The 20,819-nt window shown below is 36.6% G+C and carries 26 protein-coding genes and 1 riboswitch; of the genes, 11 read left to right on the top strand and 15 right to left on the bottom strand.

Annotated elements, in window-relative coordinates; all coding sequences use genetic code 11:
* The first annotated feature begins 96 nt into the window (after positions 1 to 96).
* Entirely contained in the window at positions 97 to 1,353 is a 1,257-nt protein-coding gene (locus FOT98_RS20405; protein WP_063262087.1) for an ATP-binding protein, read from the top strand.
* Positions 1,350 to 2,570, top strand: coding sequence for an ATP-binding protein (locus FOT98_RS20410; protein ID WP_063262086.1), 1,221 nt, complete (start codon positions 1,350 to 1,352; stop codon positions 2,568 to 2,570). The genes FOT98_RS20405 and FOT98_RS20410 overlap by 4 nt, the downstream gene beginning before the upstream one ends.
* Positions 2,571 to 2,647: 77 nt before the next feature.
* On the opposite strand, the gene FOT98_RS20415 is transcribed toward FOT98_RS20410, so the two are convergent.
* Positions 2,648 to 3,835 carry a collagen-like domain-containing protein gene (locus FOT98_RS20415; RefSeq protein WP_144291127.1) on the bottom strand — a complete coding sequence of 396 codons (1,188 nt, stop codon included), beginning with the start codon at positions 3,833 to 3,835 and terminating at the stop codon, positions 2,648 to 2,650.
* A 181-nt stretch (positions 3,836 to 4,016) separates the two neighbouring features.
* Positions 4,017 to 4,190, bottom strand: a complete 174-nt coding sequence (locus tag FOT98_RS32475) for a hypothetical protein (RefSeq protein WP_080467724.1) — start codon at positions 4,188 to 4,190, stop codon at positions 4,017 to 4,019.
* A 120-nt stretch (positions 4,191 to 4,310) separates the two neighbouring features.
* On the opposite strand from FOT98_RS32475, the gene FOT98_RS20420 reads away from it, so the two are divergent.
* Complete coding sequence (locus FOT98_RS20420) at positions 4,311 to 4,634, top strand: iron-sulfur cluster biosynthesis family protein (RefSeq protein ID WP_063262156.1); 324 nt, start codon at positions 4,311 to 4,313, stop codon at positions 4,632 to 4,634.
* Positions 4,635 to 4,860: 226 nt separating this feature from the next.
* Positions 4,861 to 5,784 carry a DMT family transporter gene (locus FOT98_RS20425; RefSeq protein WP_063262155.1) on the top strand — a complete coding sequence of 308 codons (924 nt, stop codon included), beginning with the start codon at positions 4,861 to 4,863 and terminating at the stop codon, positions 5,782 to 5,784.
* 9 nt (positions 5,785 to 5,793) lie between these two features.
* Here the strand turns inward: FOT98_RS20425 and FOT98_RS20430 are convergent, their stop codons facing one another.
* A complete protein-coding gene (locus FOT98_RS20430) occupies positions 5,794 to 6,015 on the bottom strand; it encodes a hypothetical protein (RefSeq protein ID WP_000639043.1) in 222 nt (73 codons plus the stop codon).
* A 292-nt stretch (positions 6,016 to 6,307) separates the two neighbouring features.
* Between FOT98_RS20430 and FOT98_RS20435 the strand changes: the two genes are divergently transcribed.
* A complete protein-coding gene (locus tag FOT98_RS20435) occupies positions 6,308 to 6,691 on the top strand; it encodes an ATP synthase subunit I (RefSeq protein ID WP_063262154.1) in 384 nt (127 codons plus the stop codon).
* A gap of 262 nt (positions 6,692 to 6,953) precedes the next feature.
* Here the strand turns inward: FOT98_RS20435 and FOT98_RS20440 are convergent, their stop codons facing one another.
* Positions 6,954 to 7,148, bottom strand: coding sequence for a hypothetical protein (locus FOT98_RS20440; protein ID WP_063262153.1), 195 nt, complete (start codon positions 7,146 to 7,148; stop codon positions 6,954 to 6,956).
* Positions 7,149 to 7,421: 273 nt separating this feature from the next.
* A complete protein-coding gene (gene pckA, locus FOT98_RS20445; RefSeq protein WP_000108821.1) occupies positions 7,422 to 9,008 on the bottom strand; it encodes a phosphoenolpyruvate carboxykinase (ATP) in 1,587 nt (528 codons plus the stop codon).
* A gap of 228 nt (positions 9,009 to 9,236) precedes the next feature.
* Positions 9,237 to 9,358, top strand: a riboswitch (SAM riboswitch).
* 167 nt (positions 9,359 to 9,525) lie between these two features.
* On the opposite strand from pckA, the gene metK reads away from it, so the two are divergent.
* Positions 9,526 to 10,725, top strand: coding sequence for a methionine adenosyltransferase (metK, locus tag FOT98_RS20450; protein ID WP_000163118.1), 1,200 nt, complete (start codon positions 9,526 to 9,528; stop codon positions 10,723 to 10,725).
* A 41-nt stretch (positions 10,726 to 10,766) separates the two neighbouring features.
* On the opposite strand, the gene FOT98_RS20455 is transcribed toward metK, so the two are convergent.
* From FOT98_RS20455 to FOT98_RS20465, 3 genes are read right to left on the bottom strand one after another with little or no spacing between them, the layout of a single operon-like run.
* The gene (locus FOT98_RS20455) at positions 10,767 to 10,946 is read right to left on the bottom strand and encodes a hypothetical protein (RefSeq protein ID WP_063262152.1); all 180 of its coding nucleotides are present in this window, start codon (positions 10,944 to 10,946) and stop codon (positions 10,767 to 10,769) included.
* 6 nt (positions 10,947 to 10,952) lie between these two features.
* Complete coding sequence (locus FOT98_RS20460; RefSeq protein ID WP_000424805.1) at positions 10,953 to 11,132, bottom strand: hypothetical protein; 180 nt, start codon at positions 11,130 to 11,132, stop codon at positions 10,953 to 10,955.
* Between the two features lie 15 nt (positions 11,133 to 11,147).
* Positions 11,148 to 11,363: a hypothetical protein gene (locus FOT98_RS20465; RefSeq protein ID WP_080467723.1), complete on the bottom strand. Its 216-nt coding sequence runs from the start codon at positions 11,361 to 11,363 to the stop codon at positions 11,148 to 11,150.
* A 101-nt stretch (positions 11,364 to 11,464) separates the two neighbouring features.
* On the opposite strand from FOT98_RS20465, the gene FOT98_RS20470 reads away from it, so the two are divergent.
* A complete protein-coding gene (locus FOT98_RS20470) occupies positions 11,465 to 11,974 on the top strand; it encodes a MogA/MoaB family molybdenum cofactor biosynthesis protein (RefSeq protein ID WP_063262151.1) in 510 nt (169 codons plus the stop codon).
* Positions 11,971 to 12,573: a molybdenum cofactor guanylyltransferase gene (locus tag FOT98_RS20475; protein WP_063262150.1), complete on the top strand. Its 603-nt coding sequence runs from the start codon at positions 11,971 to 11,973 to the stop codon at positions 12,571 to 12,573. The genes FOT98_RS20470 and FOT98_RS20475 overlap by 4 nt, the downstream gene beginning before the upstream one ends.
* 282 nt (positions 12,574 to 12,855) lie before the next feature.
* Here the strand turns inward: FOT98_RS20475 and FOT98_RS20480 are convergent, their stop codons facing one another.
* From FOT98_RS20480 to FOT98_RS20490, 3 genes are all read right to left on the bottom strand, one after another.
* Positions 12,856 to 13,998, bottom strand: a complete 1,143-nt coding sequence (locus FOT98_RS20480; RefSeq protein WP_063262149.1) for a glycosyltransferase family 4 protein — start codon at positions 13,996 to 13,998, stop codon at positions 12,856 to 12,858.
* A gap of 12 nt (positions 13,999 to 14,010) precedes the next feature.
* Positions 14,011 to 14,544 carry a phosphatase PAP2 family protein gene (locus FOT98_RS20485; RefSeq protein ID WP_063262148.1) on the bottom strand — a complete coding sequence of 178 codons (534 nt, stop codon included), beginning with the start codon at positions 14,542 to 14,544 and terminating at the stop codon, positions 14,011 to 14,013.
* Between the two features lie 143 nt (positions 14,545 to 14,687).
* Positions 14,688 to 15,200 carry a gamma carbonic anhydrase gene (locus FOT98_RS20490; RefSeq protein WP_063262147.1) on the bottom strand — a complete coding sequence of 171 codons (513 nt, stop codon included), beginning with the start codon at positions 15,198 to 15,200 and terminating at the stop codon, positions 14,688 to 14,690.
* A 74-nt stretch (positions 15,201 to 15,274) separates the two neighbouring features.
* Between FOT98_RS20490 and FOT98_RS20495 the strand changes: the two genes are divergently transcribed.
* The 3 genes from FOT98_RS20495 (at position 15,275) to FOT98_RS20505 (ending at position 17,457) form a co-directional block, all read left to right on the top strand.
* Positions 15,275 to 16,078, top strand: a complete 804-nt coding sequence (locus tag FOT98_RS20495; protein WP_063262146.1) for an alpha/beta hydrolase — start codon at positions 15,275 to 15,277, stop codon at positions 16,076 to 16,078.
* Between the two features lie 37 nt (positions 16,079 to 16,115).
* Positions 16,116 to 17,180, top strand: a complete 1,065-nt coding sequence (locus FOT98_RS20500) for a tetraprenyl-beta-curcumene synthase family protein (protein WP_061676775.1) — start codon at positions 16,116 to 16,118, stop codon at positions 17,178 to 17,180.
* A 61-nt stretch (positions 17,181 to 17,241) separates the two neighbouring features.
* Positions 17,242 to 17,457, top strand: coding sequence for a hypothetical protein (locus tag FOT98_RS20505; RefSeq protein WP_063262145.1), 216 nt, complete (start codon positions 17,242 to 17,244; stop codon positions 17,455 to 17,457).
* 35 nt (positions 17,458 to 17,492) lie between these two features.
* On the opposite strand, the gene FOT98_RS20510 is transcribed toward FOT98_RS20505, so the two are convergent.
* The 4 genes from FOT98_RS20510 to FOT98_RS20525 form a co-directional block, all read right to left on the bottom strand.
* The gene (locus tag FOT98_RS20510) at positions 17,493 to 18,794 is read right to left on the bottom strand and encodes a PepSY-associated TM helix domain-containing protein (RefSeq protein ID WP_063262144.1); all 1,302 of its coding nucleotides are present in this window, start codon (positions 18,792 to 18,794) and stop codon (positions 17,493 to 17,495) included.
* A 114-nt stretch (positions 18,795 to 18,908) separates the two neighbouring features.
* Entirely contained in the window at positions 18,909 to 19,433 is a 525-nt protein-coding gene (locus tag FOT98_RS20515) for a hypothetical protein (RefSeq protein WP_063262143.1), read from the bottom strand.
* Complete coding sequence (locus FOT98_RS20520) at positions 19,430 to 20,104, bottom strand: aspartate/glutamate racemase family protein (protein ID WP_063262142.1); 675 nt, start codon at positions 20,102 to 20,104, stop codon at positions 19,430 to 19,432. The genes FOT98_RS20515 and FOT98_RS20520 overlap by 4 nt, the downstream gene beginning before the upstream one ends.
* 24 nt (positions 20,105 to 20,128) lie before the next feature.
* Positions 20,129 to 20,809: a hypothetical protein gene (locus FOT98_RS20525; protein ID WP_063262141.1), complete on the bottom strand. Its 681-nt coding sequence runs from the start codon at positions 20,807 to 20,809 to the stop codon at positions 20,129 to 20,131.
* Positions 20,810 to 20,819 lie beyond the last annotated feature (10 nt).

A 20,819-nucleotide genomic window follows, 5' to 3' on the forward strand; every position in this document is an offset into this window, starting at 1 on the left:
TTTCCTCAAATGTTCGATTTATCTTTGTTTGTCTATGAAAATCATTTATTATAATAAATGGTATTCTTCGAGATATTGTTTTGAAGGGGTGTTGAAGTGAAAGGAAGTTTTCTATCATATAAAGAAGAAGAAAGGAATGCAAAAATTTTTTTATGGGTGTTGTATGTCACGGTTGGTGTATACCAAGGTTCTTATGCCATCGTACTAGAAAATAAAGCATTAATAGAAAACTGGCATAGAGGAATGTGGCAAGTTTTATGTGGAGTAGCAATACTATGCGTGAATATATACTTAGTGAAAAGAGAAAAAGCAAATCTTGTGAAATATACATATATATTCGTATACATAGGGATAGAAATCGTTAATATACTTTCGTATATTCTTTATAATAAGGTGGTATTTGAGGCAACGAATATAATAGAAATTATACTTATTTTCTTTGTGCCTATATTTATAAATAAAAGATTTTTTGTGTGCGTACTTGTCACCATTATAGGGAAATATTTAATTTATTTATTTGTATTAGAGGAAGTAAAAGCGTTTATGTTCCTCATTATGTATACACTCGTATTAATAGCGGCATACATCATTTTAAATCGATTTATACAATACCTTTCAGCGGTAAAGAAAAGTATTAAGATTGCTAGTGAATCACAAAAGTTAGCAGTAATCGGAAAAATGGCAGCGACTGTAGGACATGAAATTAAAAATCCACTTGCTTCATTAAAAGGGTTTACGCAATTACAACGAGAGAAGCATGGAGAGGACCCTATTTACAAACAGATGATTTTTGAAATAGAAAATATGAATAATATGATAAGTGAGTTAATGGAAGTTGCTACATGTAAACCTTCTGTTTATAAGAAACATAATATAGGTGAAATTGCATTACAAGCAGTAACAATTGTTCGTGAAAAAATGAATGAATCTAGCGTTCAGTTTATTTCTAATGTGGAAGAAAAGACGATAGAAGTTGAATGTGATGAGCGGAAAATAAGAGGAGTCTTTCTATATGTCATAAAAAATGCTCTGGAGGCGATGGAGCAAGGTGGCACATTAGAGTTACGGTTAGAAAATAAAGGACGAGATTATGTAATGCTAAGTGTAATTGATAATGGTTACGGTATTAAGAAAGAAAATTTAGCTCGTGTGAAAGAGCCCTTTTATACAACGAAACAAGATAAAATTGGTCTAGGCCTTACGGTGGCGAATCGGCTTGTTACTGAGCAGCATCTAGGTGAATTACATATTTCAAGTGAAAGAGATATTGGAACTAGAATAGATATCATGCTCCCGAAGCAATGTGGAAATAATGAAATCCAAGAGGGAGAAAAGCTAGGAGTTACCATATGAATAAAGACGATATATTTAAAAATGAAGAAATGAAGGCACTGAAAATATTTTTAAGTTTATTTTTCATTATATTTTTTGTATACGATCTTGCCTATGAATTTATTGTACCTTTAATAGGAGGAGAGCAAGAAGGAGTAGGACAATTTGAAGATGGTTTAGGGTTATGGCTCTATTTTTTGATGGTGATTTTATTTTGCACTGGAATATACTTTATGAAATGGAGAAATCCATTTGCAGTAAAATATATTATTCTAATTGGATATAATCTATTAGATTTTATCCATAATTTTATGATTTATTACGGTAGTGACGCTGAGTTTGATGGTGGAAATATAGTAGAAGGATTTTTTATTTTATTTGCACCAATTTTTGTGAACAAAAGGTATTTTTGGTTAGTTACGGGGATACTTGTTGGGAAATATGCTCTTATAGGAATCATCATTCAATCGTCACTCGTTTTAATCCCGATGGCATTATATAGCGTATTTACTATCATATGTTGGATCATGTTTTTAAGGTTTCAATCTTACGTTCGCACGCTTGAGATGATGGATAAAGAAATAGAACAAACAGAAAAACTAGCAACTGTTGGGAAAATGGCAACAGTTATTGGCTACAAAATTAGAGGACCTCTAGCGAATTTAGATAAATTTGTGAATAAGCAAGCGAATAAATATCCTGAGGATAAAATATATAGTGATATTATGAAACAAGAAGTAGAACGAATTCATACAATCGCTACAGAACTTAGTGGATTTGAGAAATCTAAATCACCAGAAGCAGAAATTCATAATATAGAAGAAATTATCGCTTATGTTATTCGAGTTATGGGGAAGCCTGCTTTAAAGCAAGGAGTGCACATACAAGGTATTTATAGTAAAGACATACCATCGATTACATGCGATGAAAAACGATTAAAGCAAGTATTTTTTAACTTAATTAAAAATGCGATTGAAGCAATGTCAGTTGGTGGAACGATTACGATTAAGGTGACTGTAGAAGATGCAATCATTGTCCAAGTTAAGGATGAGGGTTGCGGCATTCCAAAAGACAAAATTCCGAAGCTAAATGAAGCTTTTTACACAACGAAAGAAACAGGAACAGGTTTAGGTTTAGTAGTTACAGAAAAAATTATTAAAGACCACAACGGTAAAGTGAGTTTTGAAAGTGAAGTTGGGGTTGGAACGACAGTGAAGGTTATGTTGCCGATATCATGAAAAACTATTTTAAAAAGGGAGATCACTTATTTGAGAGTGATCTCCCTTTTGTTAAATAAAGTACTGTTAAGAAGGAACTAAATATTAGTGATTAGAAAAATTGAATATACAGCACTTGCAGTAATGCCAGGGGTAATATAAAGGGATATAGCATCTCCTCTCGAAATGGGGTTTCCAGTCGTAACGCTCGTCCAAGTTACAGTAGCGGGACCCACCGCTGGAGTCGGATTAAACACTTGAATTTGTCCTGATCCAGTATCCGTCGGTTTAATTGAAAATACAATAGTTCCGGTAACTTTGTCAGTAGTAGTTAAAGTAATAGTAGACAGGATGTAGCTAGAGGTAGGAACTGAGAGGTTTGTAGGGACATTCCTGCAAATATCAATCGTATAAACAGCAGCAGGTAAGTTATTTATATTTATAGACGCAGCAAATCCAACTATACTACCGGCTCCAGCAGTGACATACGGAATAACATTGGAGTCAATTCCAGGAGAACCCGCTATACGTTGAAAGCCAGCATTTGTTCCTTGAAAAACAATACTTTTTGCTGATGCACTACCCGCGGTGCCAGTCGGTCCGGTGCTCCCAGTCGACCCGGTGCTCCCAGTCGGCCCGGTGCTCCCAGTCGGTCCGGTGCTCCCAGAAGGTCCGGTGCTCCCAGAAGGCCCGGTGTTGCCAGTAGATCCAGTATTCCCGGTCGGTCCGGTAATGCCAGTCGGTCCGGTAATGCCAGTCGGTCCGGTGTTGCCAGTAGATCCAGTATTCCCGGTCGGTCCGGTAATGCCAGTCGGTCCGGTGCTCCCGGTCGGTCCGGTAATGCCAGAAGGTCCGGTGTTGCCAGTAGATCCAGTATTCCCGGTCGGTCCAGTAATGCCAGAAGGTCCGGTGTTGCCAGTAGATCCAGTATTCCCGGTCGGTCCGGTAATGCCGGAAGGTCCAGTGTTCCCGGTAGGCCCACTTTCTACTAATACGATATAATCTGGAGATACATTTGGAAATCCTTGAGGTGCATCCTTTTTTACAACATAGCCGCTGCTCGTATAAGTGACAACTTGTCCTTTTTTATAGGTGGGAGCGGCTGCTAGACTAAAGGCGGTAGTACTTTGAAAACCAGCTCCGGAAGGCCCGACAGAGCCAGAAGGTCCAGTACTGCCAGTGGGTCCAGTGATGCCAGTAGGTCCCGTGCTACCAGTAGGCCCAGTGTTTCCGTTAGAACCACTGTTACGTCTGCCGTCGCAACTAAAACAATTACGTGGGTACATGTACGCTCTCCTTTCTATATTTTGAAAATCTATTTTTAAAAATAGAACTACTATATATATATTATGAATTCTATATTTTTGTGTGGTCGATCGTATTGTATGTCTAGATTTCAAAAATGGGGGAGAATTCTAGCGATGAGTGACATGTTTGTGTCTCCTGCTTAAAAGAATTCCAGCCTTGTTAATTTTTCTTATTTTTCATCGCAAAATAGGAAGCGGATAGGAAACAAATAAAACCTGAAATCCAGCCAATAGAAGGAGAATAGGGAAGTATATGTTGTAATACCATTCCGCTAGAAGTAAAAAAGCTACCGAGTAGACCTAAGAAGATGGGGTATCGCAGTAATTTGAACATAAGTGATACAACCTCCTTTATGACATATATTGTATATTAGTCTTAATTTTCTGTATACGATGTTTTAGAAAAATAGTGGTACAATATATGAATGATACGAGAGAGGATGAGCATTAACATATGTACGTTACTGTAACAGAAGCAGCATATAAAAAGATTATGGATACGATTCCAAATGAAGCGAAATATATAAAGTTATTTTACGATAATGAAGGTTGCGGTTGTGTCATGAGCGGAATTATCGATTTAGTAGCTGTAGCAGAAAAAGATGAGCGCGATGTGGATATCGAATCTAGCACAATGAATTTTATTGCAGATCGCACAAAGCTTGTATTTATGGATGATAAATTAACAGTTGATTGGCATGAAGGTGGAGGAACTTTTCAGCTGAAGAGTCCGAGTCAATTTTATAATCCAAGTATGAAGTTACACGTTCGAGTGTAATAGAGGAAAGGTGGTTCCAAAATGTGTTTTGGAACCACCTTTTTTATTGTAGGAGTCGCTATTATTGTCGTTTTTTGTTGATAAGTTGATATATTTAAAAAATCGCCGATATAATTTCATGTACCACTATTCGGGTTCACTCCAGACAATAAGAAGATTTTTTCACATAATGAAATGTACATATGATTGAATTTTCTGTATAATCTTATTTGCGGAGGGGATACGCATGAGAAGATGGGGGATTGAGTTTTTAATTTTAACAGTCGTTATTATTTGGGGGATCAATTTTACGATTGCAAAATATGGACTTTTAGAATTTACAGCAATTGAGTTTACTGCACTTCGGATGATATCGGCGGCACCGCTTATGTTACTCCTTACATTTTTTATTGAAAAGTCGGTTTATATGGAGCGAAAGGATATACCTAGGTTAATCATCGTTAGCGTTGTAGGTATTATACTGTATCAAACATTGTTTATGGAAACTGTCAAATATACGTCCGCTACAAATGCCTCATTACTCATTTCTATTTCACCTATTTTTACAACTGTATTTGCTATTTTTTTGAAACAAGAAAAGTTTTCTTCTCGAAAGCTCATCGGTTCTATTATTGCCTTTGGTGGTGCCGCATTAGTTTTAGTAGCAGGGCATTCACTTACTAGTTCTTTTTACGGGAATGGAATTGGACTTATTACATCAATATGCTGGGGACTTTATCCTGTTTTAGCGGGTCCATTAATTAAAAAATATTCAGCACTACGTGTTACCGCATGGTCAGCATTAGTTGGCGCGATTCCACTTTTATTGTTAAGTGGACCACATGTATTTATAATGCCATTTCACATTACACACGGAATGACACTATTCGCTTTACTATATTCCATTTTCTTTGTAACAGTATTTGGTTTAGTAATGTGGTATGTTGGCATTCAAAAAATTGGCGCGTCACATACGATGGTATATATGTATATAACACCGCTTGTAGCTGTTTTATTTGCAGCTGTATGGGCAAATGAATATGTATCGTTTCAACAAATAATCGGTGGCATTATTATTTTCTTCGGTCTATGGTTTGTGAAATTGGAGAAAGTAAAAGCTCATTCTATTGGGGGGAACCTATATCAAAATAGGAAAACAGATCACCTATGATCTGCTTTCCTATTTTTTTATTTTTGGTAAGAAGACGAGAAATAAGATAGCAGTAATAAGAGGAATTAAGTTTAAAAATGGAATACGGAAGAGTGTGATAAGAATAATACCTGGAAGAAGAACACCGAGGACAGCGTAAAAAATACTGTGATTTTTCGTGTACCAATACAATGAAAGTCCAATAAGTGCAGGGATAATGAGGTGAATGAGAGCCATTAAAAAATAAATCATTAGACGCCCCCTTTATTTGTGTGCTTATTACATCATATCCGTATGTTCATAGATTGATATCATTTTTTTCATAAATGGACGAAAAATGTTTGGAAAAACGTCACAAATTATGAGAATATGATGTTTGAAATCTTGTATAATATTATTTCCTGAAAACATTAAAAACAACATAAACAAACTGTTTATGTTGTTTTTAATTTGAGTGAAATGAATTTTAAGTAGTATGAACTCGAAAGAACTGAGTTATACAGCTTTTGTTGGATAGATAAAAATTACTGAAGAGGAGAACAGCATGATTAGTATGTCATTAAGATCGTTTAAAATTCAATCGTATTATTTACTAGGTTTTCTTTTACTAGGCTGGATGTTAACACCGTTTTCAGCACACTTTTTAGGTGCTGGAATTGGACTTATCGTAAGTATGTATTGTGTTTGGCTTTTAGGGAGACGAATTGAGAAGCTTGGAGATAGTATCGTAAAGAAAACGAAAGCACCGACGCTCGGTATGTTTAATCGTTTTGCAGCTGCTATTTTGGGTGCTGTTATTATGTACGAAATTGAGCACCACATGGTTATGTGGGCATTTGCAGTAGGGATTCTGGGTGGCTATTTCTTAATCGTTGTGAATTTAGGCTACTATAGTATGAAAGACGAGGAAGAATTAACGAAGAGATAAAAAGATAAAAAGATAAAAGCCTCTTTTAGATGGAATAGAGGATCCGGCGAAGGATAGAAGCGGTCAGGGACTTTTTTAGGCCCATACGATGTGAAACCAGATAGATGTAGTGAGTAGGGATATAATTTATATGTTTGAACCATGATTTGTCTCTGTGGAAATGGGTTTATTCTGGGATAAGTGATTCAGTGATGGATAGTACGGTAGGAAGCAAAACTTTGCACAAAATACAGGTTTCTGCTTCCAATAAGTTAACATGAAATCACTTATTAGTATGATTCTTAGGTTCTTTAAAAAAGCTGGATATAATACAACAAATTATACCGGTAAATAGAATAATGTATTTTATCGTTTCACTTTGCTGAAATAAATTAACGTTAAGCATCACAAGTCCCCAAAACATTTGGATTGCTCCGTAACTGAATAAAATTTTTCCTGTACGAGAAAAATTTTTCATAGGCCTCCTCCTTTCCTGTATATGTAAATTTGATCATAAAAAACGAAAAGTGAATGATTATAAAACGAATTTTCTGTATTTTTTCCGAACTACATCATGGATGAAGAGAGAAGATATAGAAAGAAGCTTACGTAAAAACGTAAGCTTCTTTTTTATGTAAGTGTGTGTAACCGTTAAGCCGCATTGGGTTTTGTCGGTGAGTACGCGAAACTTTACGGTTACACGACACTTATTCATATGAGTAAAAGGGTTATTCCAACAGAAAGTTTGTACTTAAGCGATTGGACCGCCTAAGTTAATAATATTTTCAGAAACGCTGTCGAACTTTTTGAAGTTCTCTTTGAATTCGCTCGCAAGCTCGATTGCTTTTGCTTTATAAGCAGCTTTATCAGCCCAAGTTTGTTCAGGCATTAACACTTCGTCAGGTACACCTGGTACGTGAAGTGGAACTTCAAGACCGAAGATGTCATGTTTAGCTGTTTCTGTTTTCGCAAGTTCGCCGCTTAATGCTGCTTGAATCATTGCACGAGTGTAACCTAAGTTCATACGTTTACCAACGCCGTATTCGCCACCAGTCCAGCCAGTGTTTACTAAGAATACTTTCGCATCGTGTTTCTCGATTTTTTCACCAAGCATTTCAGCATAGCGAGATGCATCAAGTGGTAAGAATGGTGAACCGAAGCAAGTTGAGAATGTTGCTTGCGGTGATGTAACGCCGCGCTCTGTTCCTGCTAGTTTACTAGTATAACCACTTAAGAAATGATACATAGCTTGTTCTTTTGATAACTTGCTGATTGGAGGCAATACGCCAGATGCATCAGCAGTTAAGAAAATGATTGTATTTGGGTGTCCAGCAACACTTGGCAGTACGATATTGTCGATCGCATGCATAGGGTATGCAGCACGAGTATTTTCTGTTAAAGTAGTATCGTTGTAGTCTGCGATACGCGTTTGGTCATTAATGATAACGTTTTCTAAAACAGATCCAAATTTGATTGCATCGAAAATTTGTGGTTCTTTCTCGTGAGAAAGGTTTACACATTTTGCGTAGCAACCGCCTTCAATATTGAATACACCGTTATCAGACCAGCCATGCTCATCATCACCGATTAATTTACGGTTTGGATCAGCAGATAATGTTGTTTTACCTGTTCCAGATAAACCGAAGAATAGTGCTACGTCGCCTTCTTCACCTACGTTTGCAGAGCAATGCATAGAAAGAATATCTTGTTCAGGTAATAAGAAGTTCATAATAGAGAAGATTGATTTTTTCATTTCTCCAGCGTATTCTGTACCACCAATTAGTACGATACGTTTTTCGAATGAAACCATAATGAATGCTTCAGAGTTTGTACCGTCAACAGCTGGATCAGCTTTGAAATTCGGTGCAGAAACAATTGTGAACTCTGATTCATGAGTTGTTAATTCTTCTTCAGTTGGACGAATGAATAATTGATGTACAAATAAATTGTGCCATGCATATTCGTTAATAACTTGAATTGGTAGGCGGTAATTGCGGTCAGCGCCTGCAAATCCATTGAAGACGAATAACTCTTCTTTTTCTTTTAAGTATTCTAAAACTTTAGTATATAATTTATTAAAATGTTCTTCAGAAATCGGTTGATTCACTGCTCCCCAAGCAATTTTGTCAGCAACCGATGCTTCTTTCACAATAAATTTATCTTTAGGAGAACGTCCTGTATATTTTCCTGTTGAAGCAGAAACGGCACCAGTAGAAGTTAATTTCCCTTCATTTCGCATTAATACTTTTTCCACTAATTGCGGAACACTTAGTTGAATCTGTGCATTGCTTCCGTTCAATAATTCGTGTAAACCAATTTGGACATTCACAGTACTCATATTTATATACCATCCTTTTCATTTAATGAAATATTTCTCGTAATCCCCAACAAGAGTATAACACAATTATATAAATAATGTATACTATTTATTTCTTTTTGTTTGTGTGAATGCATTATTTCCTTATTAATATTTCATTCCAGGCGTATTGAGAAAAACTTTCAGGAAAATGTGAATATTAATTGACAAATGAATATCATTTCTTTAGTATAGGTTGGGACGGATACTCTCTTATCCCGAGCTGGCGGAGGGACAGGCCCGATGAAGCCCAGCAACCTCATTTGTAGTGGTAAATACAGGTGAATAGGTGCTAAAACCTGTGCGAGGCTACAGGTCTCGAACGATAAGAGCGAAGGGCAAAAAGCAGTATGCAAGTAGCAAATTAAACCTTTCCTCTATGTAAAGTAGGAAAGGTTTTTCTGTATGCTTGTGGGAGAATAAATGTATGTCGCAGTTTGTGGCAAATTAAGGATGAGTTCCGTACAATATATACAATTACTGTAGGGAGGTTTACCACATGACAAAAAAACGTCATCTGTTCACATCTGAGTCTGTAACTGAAGGACACCCAGATAAAATTTGTGACCAAATTTCTGATTCAATTTTAGATGCGATCTTATCAAAAGACGCAAATGCACGTGTAGCTTGTGAAACAACTGTAACAACTGGTTTAGTATTGGTAGCGGGGGAAATTACGACTTCTACTTACGTAGATATTCCAAAAATCGTTCGTGAAACAATTCAAGGCATTGGTTACACACGCGCAAAATACGGATTCGATGCAGAAACTTGTGCAGTTTTAACATCTATCGATGAGCAATCTGCTGACATCGCTATGGGTGTTGACCAAGCGCTAGAAGCACGCGAAGGTCAAATGACTGACGCTGAGATTGAGGCAATTGGTGCAGGAGACCAAGGTTTAATGTTTGGTTTCGCATGTAATGAGACACAAGAGTTAATGCCACTTCCAATCTCGCTTGCTCACAAATTAGCTCGCCGTTTAACTGAAGTACGTAAAGATGATACATTATCATACTTACGCCCGGATGGAAAAACGCAAGTTACAGTTGAGTATGATGAAAATGGTAAACCTGTACGTGTAGATACAATCGTAATTTCTACACAGCATCATCCAGATGTTACATGGGAAGAAATCGATCGCGATTTAAAAGAGCATGTAATTAAAGCTGTAGTTCCAGCAGAATTAATGGATGGAGAAACGAAATTCTTCATTAACCCAACTGGTCGCTTCGTAATTGGTGGACCACAAGGTGATGCTGGTTTAACAGGACGTAAAATCATCGTTGATACTTACGGTGGATACGCTCGCCACGGTGGCGGTGCATTCTCTGGTAAAGATGCAACGAAAGTTGACCGTTCAGCAGCATATGCAGCTCGTTATGTTGCGAAAAATATCGTAGCAGCTGGTCTTGCTGATAAAGCAGAAGTACAACTTGCATACGCAATCGGTGTAGCACAACCAGTATCAATTTCAGTTGATACATTCGGCACTGGTAAAGTATCTGAAGACGTACTAGTAGAACTAGTTCGTAACAACTTCGATCTTCGCCCAGCTGGTATTATTAAAATGCTAGACTTACGTCGCCCAATTTACAAACAAACAGCAGCTTATGGCCACTTCGGACGTACTGATGTAGATCTAACATGGGAACGTACAGACAAAGCTGCAGCTTTAAAAGAGCAAGCTGGTCTATAATATATGAAAAAAAGCTTTGCGCGGTGAGCGCAAAGCTTTTTTTATTTTGTTTTACTTACAATTTGAATGCATGAGCTACAATACACTTCGCCGTCTAGCTCAATATACTTTTTCATATTCGTCATGCCACTTGTCGGAAAGGGCATATGAATCCATGCTTTTTCATACGTTTGGATTTCTTTTTTACATGATTTGCAAAGGATTGGTTTCTTTTGGAACATATGTAATCAACCTTTCATTTGACGTGCTTTACCCGCGCAAAAGGCACTGCTTAGTAAAAATAGTGTTGCGAATATAATGCTTACTAATGTAGCGTATGGAATTGCGCCTTTTAGAGAAAAGCCAACAGTAATGGAAGCGACGAATAAGAGGATGAATGTTGTTGTTAGTTTTTTGTAAAGTTCCATAATATGTAGACCTCCTTATTTAGAGATAGAACGTTTAAATATAAAATCTACTATGTAGGCAAGTACGAGAGGAATTAATATGCTAGTCAAATAGTAACGAATACCACCATCAGGCATAAGCACATACAATTTTAAAAAGTTAATATCAAACCCGTAAGCGATACATTGAAAAAGGGATAATATAATTAGGAATGGTATAATGGGTACGTATCGTTTCATATTTTGAATCATATAAAGCTCCTTTATATGGATAAATATACTTATATTGTATCATATTGAATTCTTTGATTTATACATAATTTTACAAAGTTAAATGAAAGGAAAGATGAAAAATGAGTGTTAATGAACATAAAAAACAAGCGCCAAAAGAAGTGCGCTGCAAGATCGTGACGATTTCTGATACACGTACAGAAGAGACGGACAAGAGCGGACAACTATTACATGAATTATTAAAAGAAGCAGGGCATACAGTAACCTCTTATGAAATTGTAAAAGATGATAAAGAAAGTATTCAGCAAGCGGTGCTAGCTGGTTATCATAAGGAAGATGTTGATGTCGTGTTAACAAATGGCGGTACGGGCATTACGAAACGTGATGTGACGATTGAAGCAGTATCAGCGTTATTAGATAAAGAAATTGTTGGATTCGGTGAGTTGTTCCGCATGATTAGTTATTTAGAAGATATCGGAAGCAGCGCAATGTTAAGTAGAGCGATTGGCGGTACAATTGGGCGCAAAGTTGTCTTTTCCATGCCAGGGTCTAGCGGAGCAGTTCGCCTTGCGATGAATAAATTAATTTTACCGGAATTAGGTCATATTACATTTGAGCTGCATCGCCAATGAGTAAGTATGCTGGAATTGTATTGGCAGGAGGTATGTCGAGTAGATTCGGTGAGCCGAAAGCATTAGCGAGCTGGCAAGGTAGTACTTTTATAGAGCATATTGTGAAAGTGATGACGACTGCGTTGCAAGAAGTTGTAGTCATTAGTCACTCCGATATAAAAGAACGAGTAGAGGAACTTGTACAAGTTCCAGTTATAGAAGATATTCCGCATTATAAAGGAAATGGACCACTTGCTGGCATTGTATCAGGAATGGAATATATAGAAGCAGATTGGTATGCTATTATGCCTTGCGATGCGCCAAATGTTTCACAAGAATGGTTTACCATTTTACTAGAGCAAACGAGTAATGAATATGATGCAGTTGTCCCTATTATTAATGGAAGGAAACAACCGTTACTTGCAGCGTATCATAACCGTGTGAAAGAAAAGATTTATGCTTTGCTTCAGGAAGAAAAAAGAAGTATGGGTCAGCTTTTATTACAATGTAATGTGAAATATATTGCTGGTGAAGATGTACAAGCGAATGCAGATTGGTTTATAAATGTGAATACGAAAGAAGAGTATGTGCAGGCTCAAAAAGACCTTTCAAATGAATGAAAGGTTTTTTTGATATACAGAAATTGGGGAACAATTACTGTATAAAGGTATGTGAGTAAGTTGATTTTAAGGGGAATCTCTTAAAATCATCATACAGTAAAAATACTGTATAACCATATATTAATTTTTATGGGTTTTTATTACAAGTCTGTTTATTTATGTGTCTTTTTGTTATAATGAATATGAAAATAAATAGATATTTCACCTTGTGTATCATTTAGTAAACTAAAATTTATAACTGTGTAATAAACTCCCTTCGTTTTTTGAAGGGAGTTTTTCTGTTTAGGCGAGTAATTCTGATGCGGTGTGCTGAAGGACTGTTTCATATTGGTCAAGTAAGCCACGAAAGATCTCATCCCAGCTTTTTGATTGGGCATAAGACGAAGCCGCTATGCCCATTTGCATAAGTTGCGTTTCATTTTGCAATAAAGAGTAAATGGATGATAGAAATGCGTCCTCATTTTTGGGCGGACAAAGAACTCCCGTTTTTCCATCCGTAATAATATTTTTTACTCCGCCACTATTTGCACCAATGACAGGTGTACCACATGCAAGTGATTCTAGAACGACATTTCCGAACGTTTCAGTAGCGGATGGAAATACCATGATGTTAGAACAAGCATATGCTTCAGCTAAATCCTTCCCTTGTAAATATCCAGTAAAAGTGATATTTGCACTCGGAACAGCTTCACGCAAATTTGTTGCTAGCGGACCGTCTCCTGCGATGAGCCAATGAATGTCGTTTCGAGTATGCGCTGTTTTCACGATAAGATGTTGCAACGTATCAATATCTTTTTCAGGAGCAATCCGTCCAACATAGGAAAGGACATACTTCGCTGTAATATTATATTTTTTTCGGAATAGGTCTGTATTGTAAGATGGATGAAAGAGTGTGCAATCTACACCACGTCCCCATATGGAGAGGGCCTGAAAACCTTTGTTTTTTAGTTGGTGTAACGTTTCAAAGGAAGGAACGAAATTTTTTTGCATATGACTATGAAACCATTTTAAATAGTTCCAAAGCATATTAGAGAGAAATTCGATTTTGTAATAGCGTAAATAAGCATCGAAATCAGTATGATAAGAACCGACAACTGGGATGTTTAATTTTTTTGCATAATACAATCCACAAAGTCCCATGTTGAAAGGTGTAGCAATGTGAAAAATGTCAGGTTTAAAGGAAAGAAGTTCCCGTTTAATACGCGGAGTAGGAAAAGAAAAGCGGCATTCTGGATATAATATTGTTAACGGGATACTTCTCATCTTGTTCACATTAGCTACGAAATCATCTTCAGCTGTATGCTGAGGGGCGAAAACAGAATAGGCGATCTTTTCTTTCTGAAAATAACGTGTTAATCGTTCTAATGTTTTCGCAACCCCGTTGACTTGTGGTGTAAAAGTATCGGTAAAAATGGCGACTCTCATCATATCACTCCTTTATGTGAAAAGTGGGATGAATTGATAAAAAGAGATGATGCCAGAGCAAGTGCCGAGGCACATACCGACAAATACATCAGACGGATAGTGAAGCCCTAAATAAATACGAGAAATACCGATGCATAATGCTAAAGGTAATAGAAAAACAAGTAAGTTTGGATTATAGCAAATAAATGGAATGAAGACAGAGAAAACGGCTGTTGTATGACCAGACGGGAAAGAGTGGTCTTTTAATGGATGGACTGGATATTTCGCATCCTGAATTGTTAAATAAGGGCGTTTTCGTGGATACCATCTTTTTAATATTTGTACAGGAATATGGCTAATTGCTAAAGAAATAGCAGTTGCGATTGCAGCTTGATGCAAAGTCCCTTTTGCAAAAATTAAAAAGAAAAGTGTGAGTGCGATTGAGAAAGTAGCACCACCGATATGAGTAATATTGCTGAAAAAAATATTTAATGTTTTTTGATCAAAGTATCGGTTAATTCCTTTGAAAATGTAACATTCTATTTTATACAGTCCACTGACCTTCATGAAAATTCTCCTCCCTCGTTTACATATATATGGAGATATTAGCTTTTATTTTAATAAGATTTTATTGAGGGAGTAATAATGTTTTGTAAAGAAAAAGTTAGTTTTTATATAAAAAGCTGCCACTTTAATGGCAGCTGGAAAAGTTACTTCTGTAATGATTTATAATACTGGCCTTTTTCAACATATTGTGTGCGAATGCGCTCCATGTCTTTACGGTCTTCCTCTGTTAACTCACGAACGACTTTAGCTGGGCGACCGAAAGCTAACGTGTTTGGTGGAATTTTCTTTCCTTGTGAAACGAGGCTTCCAGCGCCGATAAAGGCTCCTTCGCCAATTTCAGCACCATCTAATATAATAGATCCCATTCCAATTAAAGCATCTTTTTTAATATGACAGCTATGTAAAATAACTTGATGCCCAACTGTAACGTCATCTTCTAAAATAAGAGGATACTGTGGGCTTTGGTGAAGTGTACATTGGTCTTGTACATTTACTCGGTCTCCAATGATTGTTGGTGAAACATCACCACGTATGACGGTATTAAACCAAATACTTGATTCTTTGCCAATGGAAACGTCGCCTGTAATGGTAACATAATCAGCGATAAAAGCACTACTCGCAATTTTCGGATTTTTTTCTTTATAAGGGTATATCATGTAAAGCCTTCCTTTCCTAGAGACTAGTTTCAGTGTATCAAATTATAAGAAAGAGTGAAATGGAGGAGAGCCGTATGTGGAATTATGAAGCAGAGGAAGCGAAAGCTGTCGTTGTTATCGTGCACGGCGCAATGGAATATCACGGACGTTACGAAGCAGTTGCGGAAATGTGGAATCATAGCGGCTACCACGTCGTGATGGGGGACCTTCCGTCACATGGAACGACTTCAAGAAATAGAGGACATATTGATTCGTTTGATGAATACATAGAGGAAGTTAAATTATGGGTGAAAGAGGCAAGAAAGTATCGGTTACCTATTTTTATATTCGGTCATAGTATGGGCGGTCTTATTGTTATTCGTATGATGCAAGAAACGAAGAGAGAAGATGTAGAAGGCATTATTTTAAGTTCGCCATGTTTAGGCGTAGTAGCTGGACCTTCTGCACCGCTTCAAGTTGCTTCAAAAATATTAAATATTATCGCTCCAAAACTGCAATTTGCAACGAATCTTACAGTGGAAATGTCTACTCGTAATCATGAAGTTCGAGACGCGATGGAGAATGATTCATTGTTCTTGCGCAAAGTATCAGTACGTTGGTATAGTGAATTGATTAAGTCTATCGAAATTGCTCATAAGAAAATAGATGATTTTCCAGATGTTCCGCTCTTGCTAATGCAAGCTTGTGAGGATAAACTTGTAGATAAAATACGTGTCCGCACTTGGTTTGATAATGTTAAAATAAGTGATAAGGCTTTTAAAGAATGGCCGAATTGTTATCACGAGTTATTAAACGAGTATGAGCGTGATGAAATTTTGAATTATATTCAGTCATTTACTGAAATACGCATCAATAACATAATAGAAACAAATAAGTAAATTATTTGTACATTGAATAGAGGAGATGAAGGAAGAAGTGAACGTACCGAGTAATCCCATAACGCTCATGGCGAAAGTATACCGTGATGTGTTTCCGGTTGTACACCATGAGCTAGCGATGTGGAAAGAGCGTGCCTACCATATTCCGAATGATGAGCTTCATAGTCAGGCAATCGCAAGTATTGAGCATAAAACGTTTCATTGCGAAGGCGGAGGCATTTTAGCGCTATTAGCAGATGAACACCGAGAGGAATGTATTCGTTTTATCGTAGCGTATCAAACGATCAGCGACTATTTAGATAATTTATGTGATCGCAGTACATCACTTGATCCAAATGATTTTGCCGCACTGCATGAATCGATGTTAATGGCATTATCACCTGAAGTAGAAGGTGGCGGTAATTATTATCGTTATCGTGATGATCAAGATGATGGTGGTTATTTAGATGAACTTGTTGAAACATGCCAAGACGTTTTAAAGAAAACGAAGCACTATGACAAAATTGCTCCTGTTCTTCATGAACTGGCTTGTTATTATTGTGATTTGCAAATTCATAAACACGTGAAGTTAGAAGAAAGAGAACCACGCTTACAAAAATGGTTTGAAGCACATAAAGAAAACTTACCAGAGATGAGTTGGTTTGAATTTTCAGCATGTGCCGGTTCTACGCTTGGAATCTTTTGTCTTGTCGCATATGCATTTCATGATGAGTTACATGATGAAGATATTGCGAAAATTAGACAAGGGTATTTCCCTTACGTACAAGGACTTCACATTTTACTTGATTATTTCATCGATCAAGAAGAAGACCGTATGGGCGGGGATTTGAATTTCTGTAGTTATTATGAAAACGAGCAAGCTATATTAGATCGTATGAAACACTTTGTAGAAGAAGCAGAGAAGAGCATTGGTGATTTGCCTCATGCGAAATTTCATCGTCTCATAAGCCGAGGGTTACTTGGTATTTATTTATCAGATCAAAAAGTATCAGCACAAAAGAATATGCACAAAATGGCAAGGCGCATTGTAAAGTACGGAGGCCTCACTTCACGATTCTTCTATTGGAACGGGAAGATGTACCGAAAGAAAATGGCGCAGTGATGAAGAAAACCACTCTTGTAGAGTGGTTTTCTTGTTATAATATGGTAAAGGGGTGGTGGGAATGAAGCGTGTTTTTCGAAATCTATATGATCACATTGAAATTACACTTTTAATTTTATTATCAATTTCATTTGTGATGGGAATGTATATGATGTTAAATAGGCCAAGTGGTCCTACTATGATGGATTATGTGCCACAAGTGTTAATTGGTGCAATTATTATTATAGATATTGTTTTCTTAATGAGTAATAGAAAGAAACAAACGAATAGTAAATAAAAAGCATTTGTACACGAGAGTACAAATGCTTTTTATTATGATCGTATTTTTGAAAATACATATATAAGAAGTTCAATCGCGAAAATAACTAAAAAAGATAGTCCGAATAAAGGCATGACAGCGCCTAGTATAACCATCATGATAAAGAAAACGATTATGCTTTTCTTATCTCTTTGCTTTGGTGGTGCTGCTAATTTTCCTTTCGGCTTTCTTGCGAACCACATTTTTATTCCGTAATAAATGAGAAGTAATAAAGATAATGTCGTTAGTAAGCATAATATTTTATTTGGCCATCCGAATAAATGACCTTCGTGAAGCGGGATACCGTAAGTGAACCATTGTGCAAATAAGCCATAATCACGATAGTCTGTTTTGGAAATAAGTTCTCCGCTATATTGATCAAAATAAGCTGTTATTTCTTCATTTGGTGCCACATCCATACCTGTAATACCAGAACCGCTCGATTTCGAAATAGTGAATACACCTTTCGGATCAGCTGGTAGTGAGATAACATATGGCTTCTTTATTTCAATTCCTTTTTGTAATTCATCGACAGAAATTGCTTTCGGTTCATTTGAATTCGATTCAGGAGGAGCTTCTTTTCTTGTTGCCCATGGCAATTCTTTTACCTTTGATTCAGGCGGTGCCATATATAATTTCGGGTACCCAATTGATTCATTCGACGATGCGATTTTATAAATTTGGTTCCCCATAAATCCTGACCATGGCAATCCAGATGCGACTAGCAGAAAGAGAGGAATTGTAAATATAATACCGATAATAGAATGACGTCTTTTTGCTTTTTCTCGCTTATTGGATGATGGTGTGTTTTTGAATTGGCGTATACTCATGTACAATCCGGTTACGATTAAAAAGATTGTCCAGCATGCCGCAAGTTCTACAGTATAGTTGACGACAGTGCCACCAACTAAAAGAGAACTATGTAATTCCCTCAATATATTGGCAAACGTTTCACTTGCATTTTGATCTCCAACAATTTGATTATTGCTATCTAAATACACAAATTTTTGTTGCCCCGTATATTCATTTGCAATCGTAAGTCTCGTATTATAATCCCCATTAAACTCACTAATTTTCGCCACACTATAATGTGGATATTTTTTCTCTGTTAAGGAAATAGAATCAGACATTGAAATAGATTCTGCTTGGGCGCTCTTTCCAAAATATAAATCTTTATAGATGAAATCTTCAACCTCTTCCCGAAATAAATACCCAATCCCGCTCAGTGACAACGTAATAAGAAGCGGCGTAATAAAAAGCCCAGCATAAAAATGCCAACGCCAAAAAATGTAATGAAGCGAACGATTTACTTTCATACTTTCAGTTCCCCTAACCTTCCCTATATGAATAGATTCCTCATTTTAATATAGCGAGATTAAGTGTGGATATTTTGAAGGAATTGTGAAAAATGTTAAAAGTTTTAGGAGTTTTCATCGGTGAGACATACAATATGTAATACAAAGCTTAGTTGAGTGAATCAACTCTTCATTTCCTTTTTGTAGTCTGATTTGAAGTGCCTTTTGAAAATAAGATAAGGCAGTATGGAAGTGACCTTCATCTAATTTACTTTTTCCGTAATGTTGGTAGAAGAAGTCTTCATAGGCGGGTAAGTCTGGTAGTGTTTGTAGAAGTTCCGTAAAGAGTGCATTTGCAGCAGGAAATTTTCTTTCCCAATGATATGTATGTGCAAGACGAAGTTTGTTAATAAAAATCCCTTTAATGTTGTCCGTTTGTGTGTAATATTCAATTGCCGCCTGTAAGTAATATTTACTTTCAGGAAGATTGCCAGCGATTCGTTCATAAACGCCAATTAATCCGCAGCTCTTTCCATATAATGAACCTTCATGTAAATGTTCTTTCAAAAATGCAATCCCTTGTTTCATTTCAGCAAGGGATATAGGTTTTTCTCTAAGGGTTTCGTCAAATGTGTAGCCCATTTCAAAAGGTATGTTCATTTGGACCTCCTTATATTTTCTACATACATCCTAACAACCGCCTCAGCAAGACATTGAGCAGAATCAACAAAATCCTCATTCGCCACAGCATTCAAATCAGTACATGCGATAATAGCGGTATCTACTTCATCTTTTAACTGTGAAACGAGCGCATTCCATAATTCTCGAGCTGCTTCAACTTCTCCAGATTTAATATAGGTAATAATTTGATTAATTGTTGTCTGCCATTTTTCATAATGAATGTACTTTATATTACGTTTTGCAATCCCGTCTTGATAAATACCAGCTTGAATTGTCGCTTCTGTTGCGAGAAGAGCGATTCTTTTTGTATTTTTAGGAATTGCTTGTAACGTCTCATCGACGATATTTAAAATCGGAATGGACAGAGAATGCTGTAATTCCTCAAAATAAAGATGCGCCGTATTGCACGGCATAGCGATAAATTCTACACCAGTACTTTCAAGTTTTTGTGCCCCTTCAATAATTGCTTTTTTCATCGCCTCGTGATCAATAGGCCGATCCATATAAAACGGTGTTGGGCACGAATAAATCATCATATGAGGAAAGTCCATATCATGCTTTGCTCCGTATATTGTTTGACACTGTGCTACAACTGTATCGACGAATGGTCCAGTTGATTTTGGCCCCATTCCTGCTAGTATTCCAATCATTGTTTCGTCTCCTTTAATATGTAATTAAAAACGTTTTTTGCGAACGATAAAAAGAAATAAAGTAAGTAATAAAAATGAATATACGATAGCCCAAGCTGTGAGCCATAGCGTGTGAGTCAGTATATTATATTTGTATTGACCAAGCATTAGAAAGCTTTCGACAGGTGGTAAAAACCATAGTAACTCCTTTTTAAACCGGATTGAGGCGATCGTTATAAGTAATATGAATGTAAGGCTAAGCCAAGCGGTGCTTGCTTTTGGAATCATATTTCTAGTAAATAAAGTTGCGATTGAAATTCCAAGTATAGAGAAAGACATATGAGCGAGAAATCCGACTAAAAATAAAGAAACTGTCATTTCTTCATTAAACATTTGCAAAATAATTGGATAGATTACAGATATAAAAGATAACACAGTACAAATGAGAAGAGCCGTAATATATTTACCAACATATAGTGCGGAAATATTATTTGTATGTGAAATGGTGATTTGTTCTTGTACAGGATCTTCCGTATGGAAAATCGTAACCGTAATCCAGGCGGATACTAAGTAAAGTGCGAGTGCTGTTTCTAAGTATGTCGGTACAATAGGAGTCGGTTTATATGTATATACAAAAAGTAAGCTCACAAAGTACATCGCAATAGGAGGTACGTACTTATATGATTTTGTATAGTCGAGAAAATGGTAACGAATAAGAGCAAACATAAGAAACCTT

Source organism: Bacillus sp. HY001, from assembly GCF_007558965.1.
GTDB classification, from domain to species: domain Bacteria; phylum Bacillota; class Bacilli; order Bacillales; family Bacillaceae_G; genus Bacillus_A; species Bacillus_A mobilis.

Coding starts and splice junctions, on each gene's coding strand:
- FOT98_RS20415 (WP_144291127.1), bottom strand. CDS start 3,835: ATGTACCCACGTAATTGTTTTAGTTGCGACGGCAGACGTAACAGTGGT.
- FOT98_RS20515 (WP_063262143.1), bottom strand. CDS start 19,433: ATGAACATACCTTTTGAAATGGGCTACACATTTGACGAAACCCTTAGA.
- pckA (WP_000108821.1), bottom strand. CDS start 9,008: ATGAGTACTGTGAATGTCCAAATTGGTTTACACGAATTATTGAACGGA.
- FOT98_RS32475 (WP_080467724.1), bottom strand. CDS start 4,190: ATGTTCAAATTACTGCGATACCCCATCTTCTTAGGTCTACTCGGTAGC.
- FOT98_RS20510 (WP_063262144.1), bottom strand. CDS start 18,794: ATGAAAGTAAATCGTTCGCTTCATTACATTTTTTGGCGTTGGCATTTT.
- FOT98_RS20470 (WP_063262151.1), top strand. CDS start 11,465: ATGAGTGTTAATGAACATAAAAAACAAGCGCCAAAAGAAGTGCGCTGC.
- FOT98_RS20465 (WP_080467723.1), bottom strand. CDS start 11,363: ATGATTCAAAATATGAAACGATACGTACCCATTATACCATTCCTAATT.
- FOT98_RS20435 (WP_063262154.1), top strand. CDS start 6,308: ATGATTAGTATGTCATTAAGATCGTTTAAAATTCAATCGTATTATTTA.
- FOT98_RS20525 (WP_063262141.1), bottom strand. CDS start 20,809: ATGTTTGCTCTTATTCGTTACCATTTTCTCGACTATACAAAATCATAT.
- FOT98_RS20475 (WP_063262150.1), top strand. CDS start 11,971: ATGAGTAAGTATGCTGGAATTGTATTGGCAGGAGGTATGTCGAGTAGA.
- FOT98_RS20440 (WP_063262153.1), bottom strand. CDS start 7,148: ATGAAAAATTTTTCTCGTACAGGAAAAATTTTATTCAGTTACGGAGCA.
- FOT98_RS20455 (WP_063262152.1), bottom strand. CDS start 10,946: ATGTTCCAAAAGAAACCAATCCTTTGCAAATCATGTAAAAAAGAAATC.
- FOT98_RS20460 (WP_000424805.1), bottom strand. CDS start 11,132: ATGGAACTTTACAAAAAACTAACAACAACATTCATCCTCTTATTCGTC.
- metK (WP_000163118.1), top strand. CDS start 9,526: ATGACAAAAAAACGTCATCTGTTCACATCTGAGTCTGTAACTGAAGGA.
- FOT98_RS20425 (WP_063262155.1), top strand. CDS start 4,861: ATGAGAAGATGGGGGATTGAGTTTTTAATTTTAACAGTCGTTATTATT.
- FOT98_RS20480 (WP_063262149.1), bottom strand. CDS start 13,998: ATGAGAGTCGCCATTTTTACCGATACTTTTACACCACAAGTCAACGGG.
- FOT98_RS20505 (WP_063262145.1), top strand. CDS start 17,242: ATGAAGCGTGTTTTTCGAAATCTATATGATCACATTGAAATTACACTT.
- FOT98_RS20420 (WP_063262156.1), top strand. CDS start 4,311: ATGTACGTTACTGTAACAGAAGCAGCATATAAAAAGATTATGGATACG.
- FOT98_RS20485 (WP_063262148.1), bottom strand. CDS start 14,544: ATGAAGGTCAGTGGACTGTATAAAATAGAATGTTACATTTTCAAAGGA.
- FOT98_RS20520 (WP_063262142.1), bottom strand. CDS start 20,104: ATGATTGGAATACTAGCAGGAATGGGGCCAAAATCAACTGGACCATTC.
- FOT98_RS20410 (WP_063262086.1), top strand. CDS start 1,350: ATGAATAAAGACGATATATTTAAAAATGAAGAAATGAAGGCACTGAAA.
- FOT98_RS20495 (WP_063262146.1), top strand. CDS start 15,275: ATGTGGAATTATGAAGCAGAGGAAGCGAAAGCTGTCGTTGTTATCGTG.
- FOT98_RS20430 (WP_000639043.1), bottom strand. CDS start 6,015: ATGATTTATTTTTTAATGGCTCTCATTCACCTCATTATCCCTGCACTT.
- FOT98_RS20490 (WP_063262147.1), bottom strand. CDS start 15,200: ATGATATACCCTTATAAAGAAAAAAATCCGAAAATTGCGAGTAGTGCT.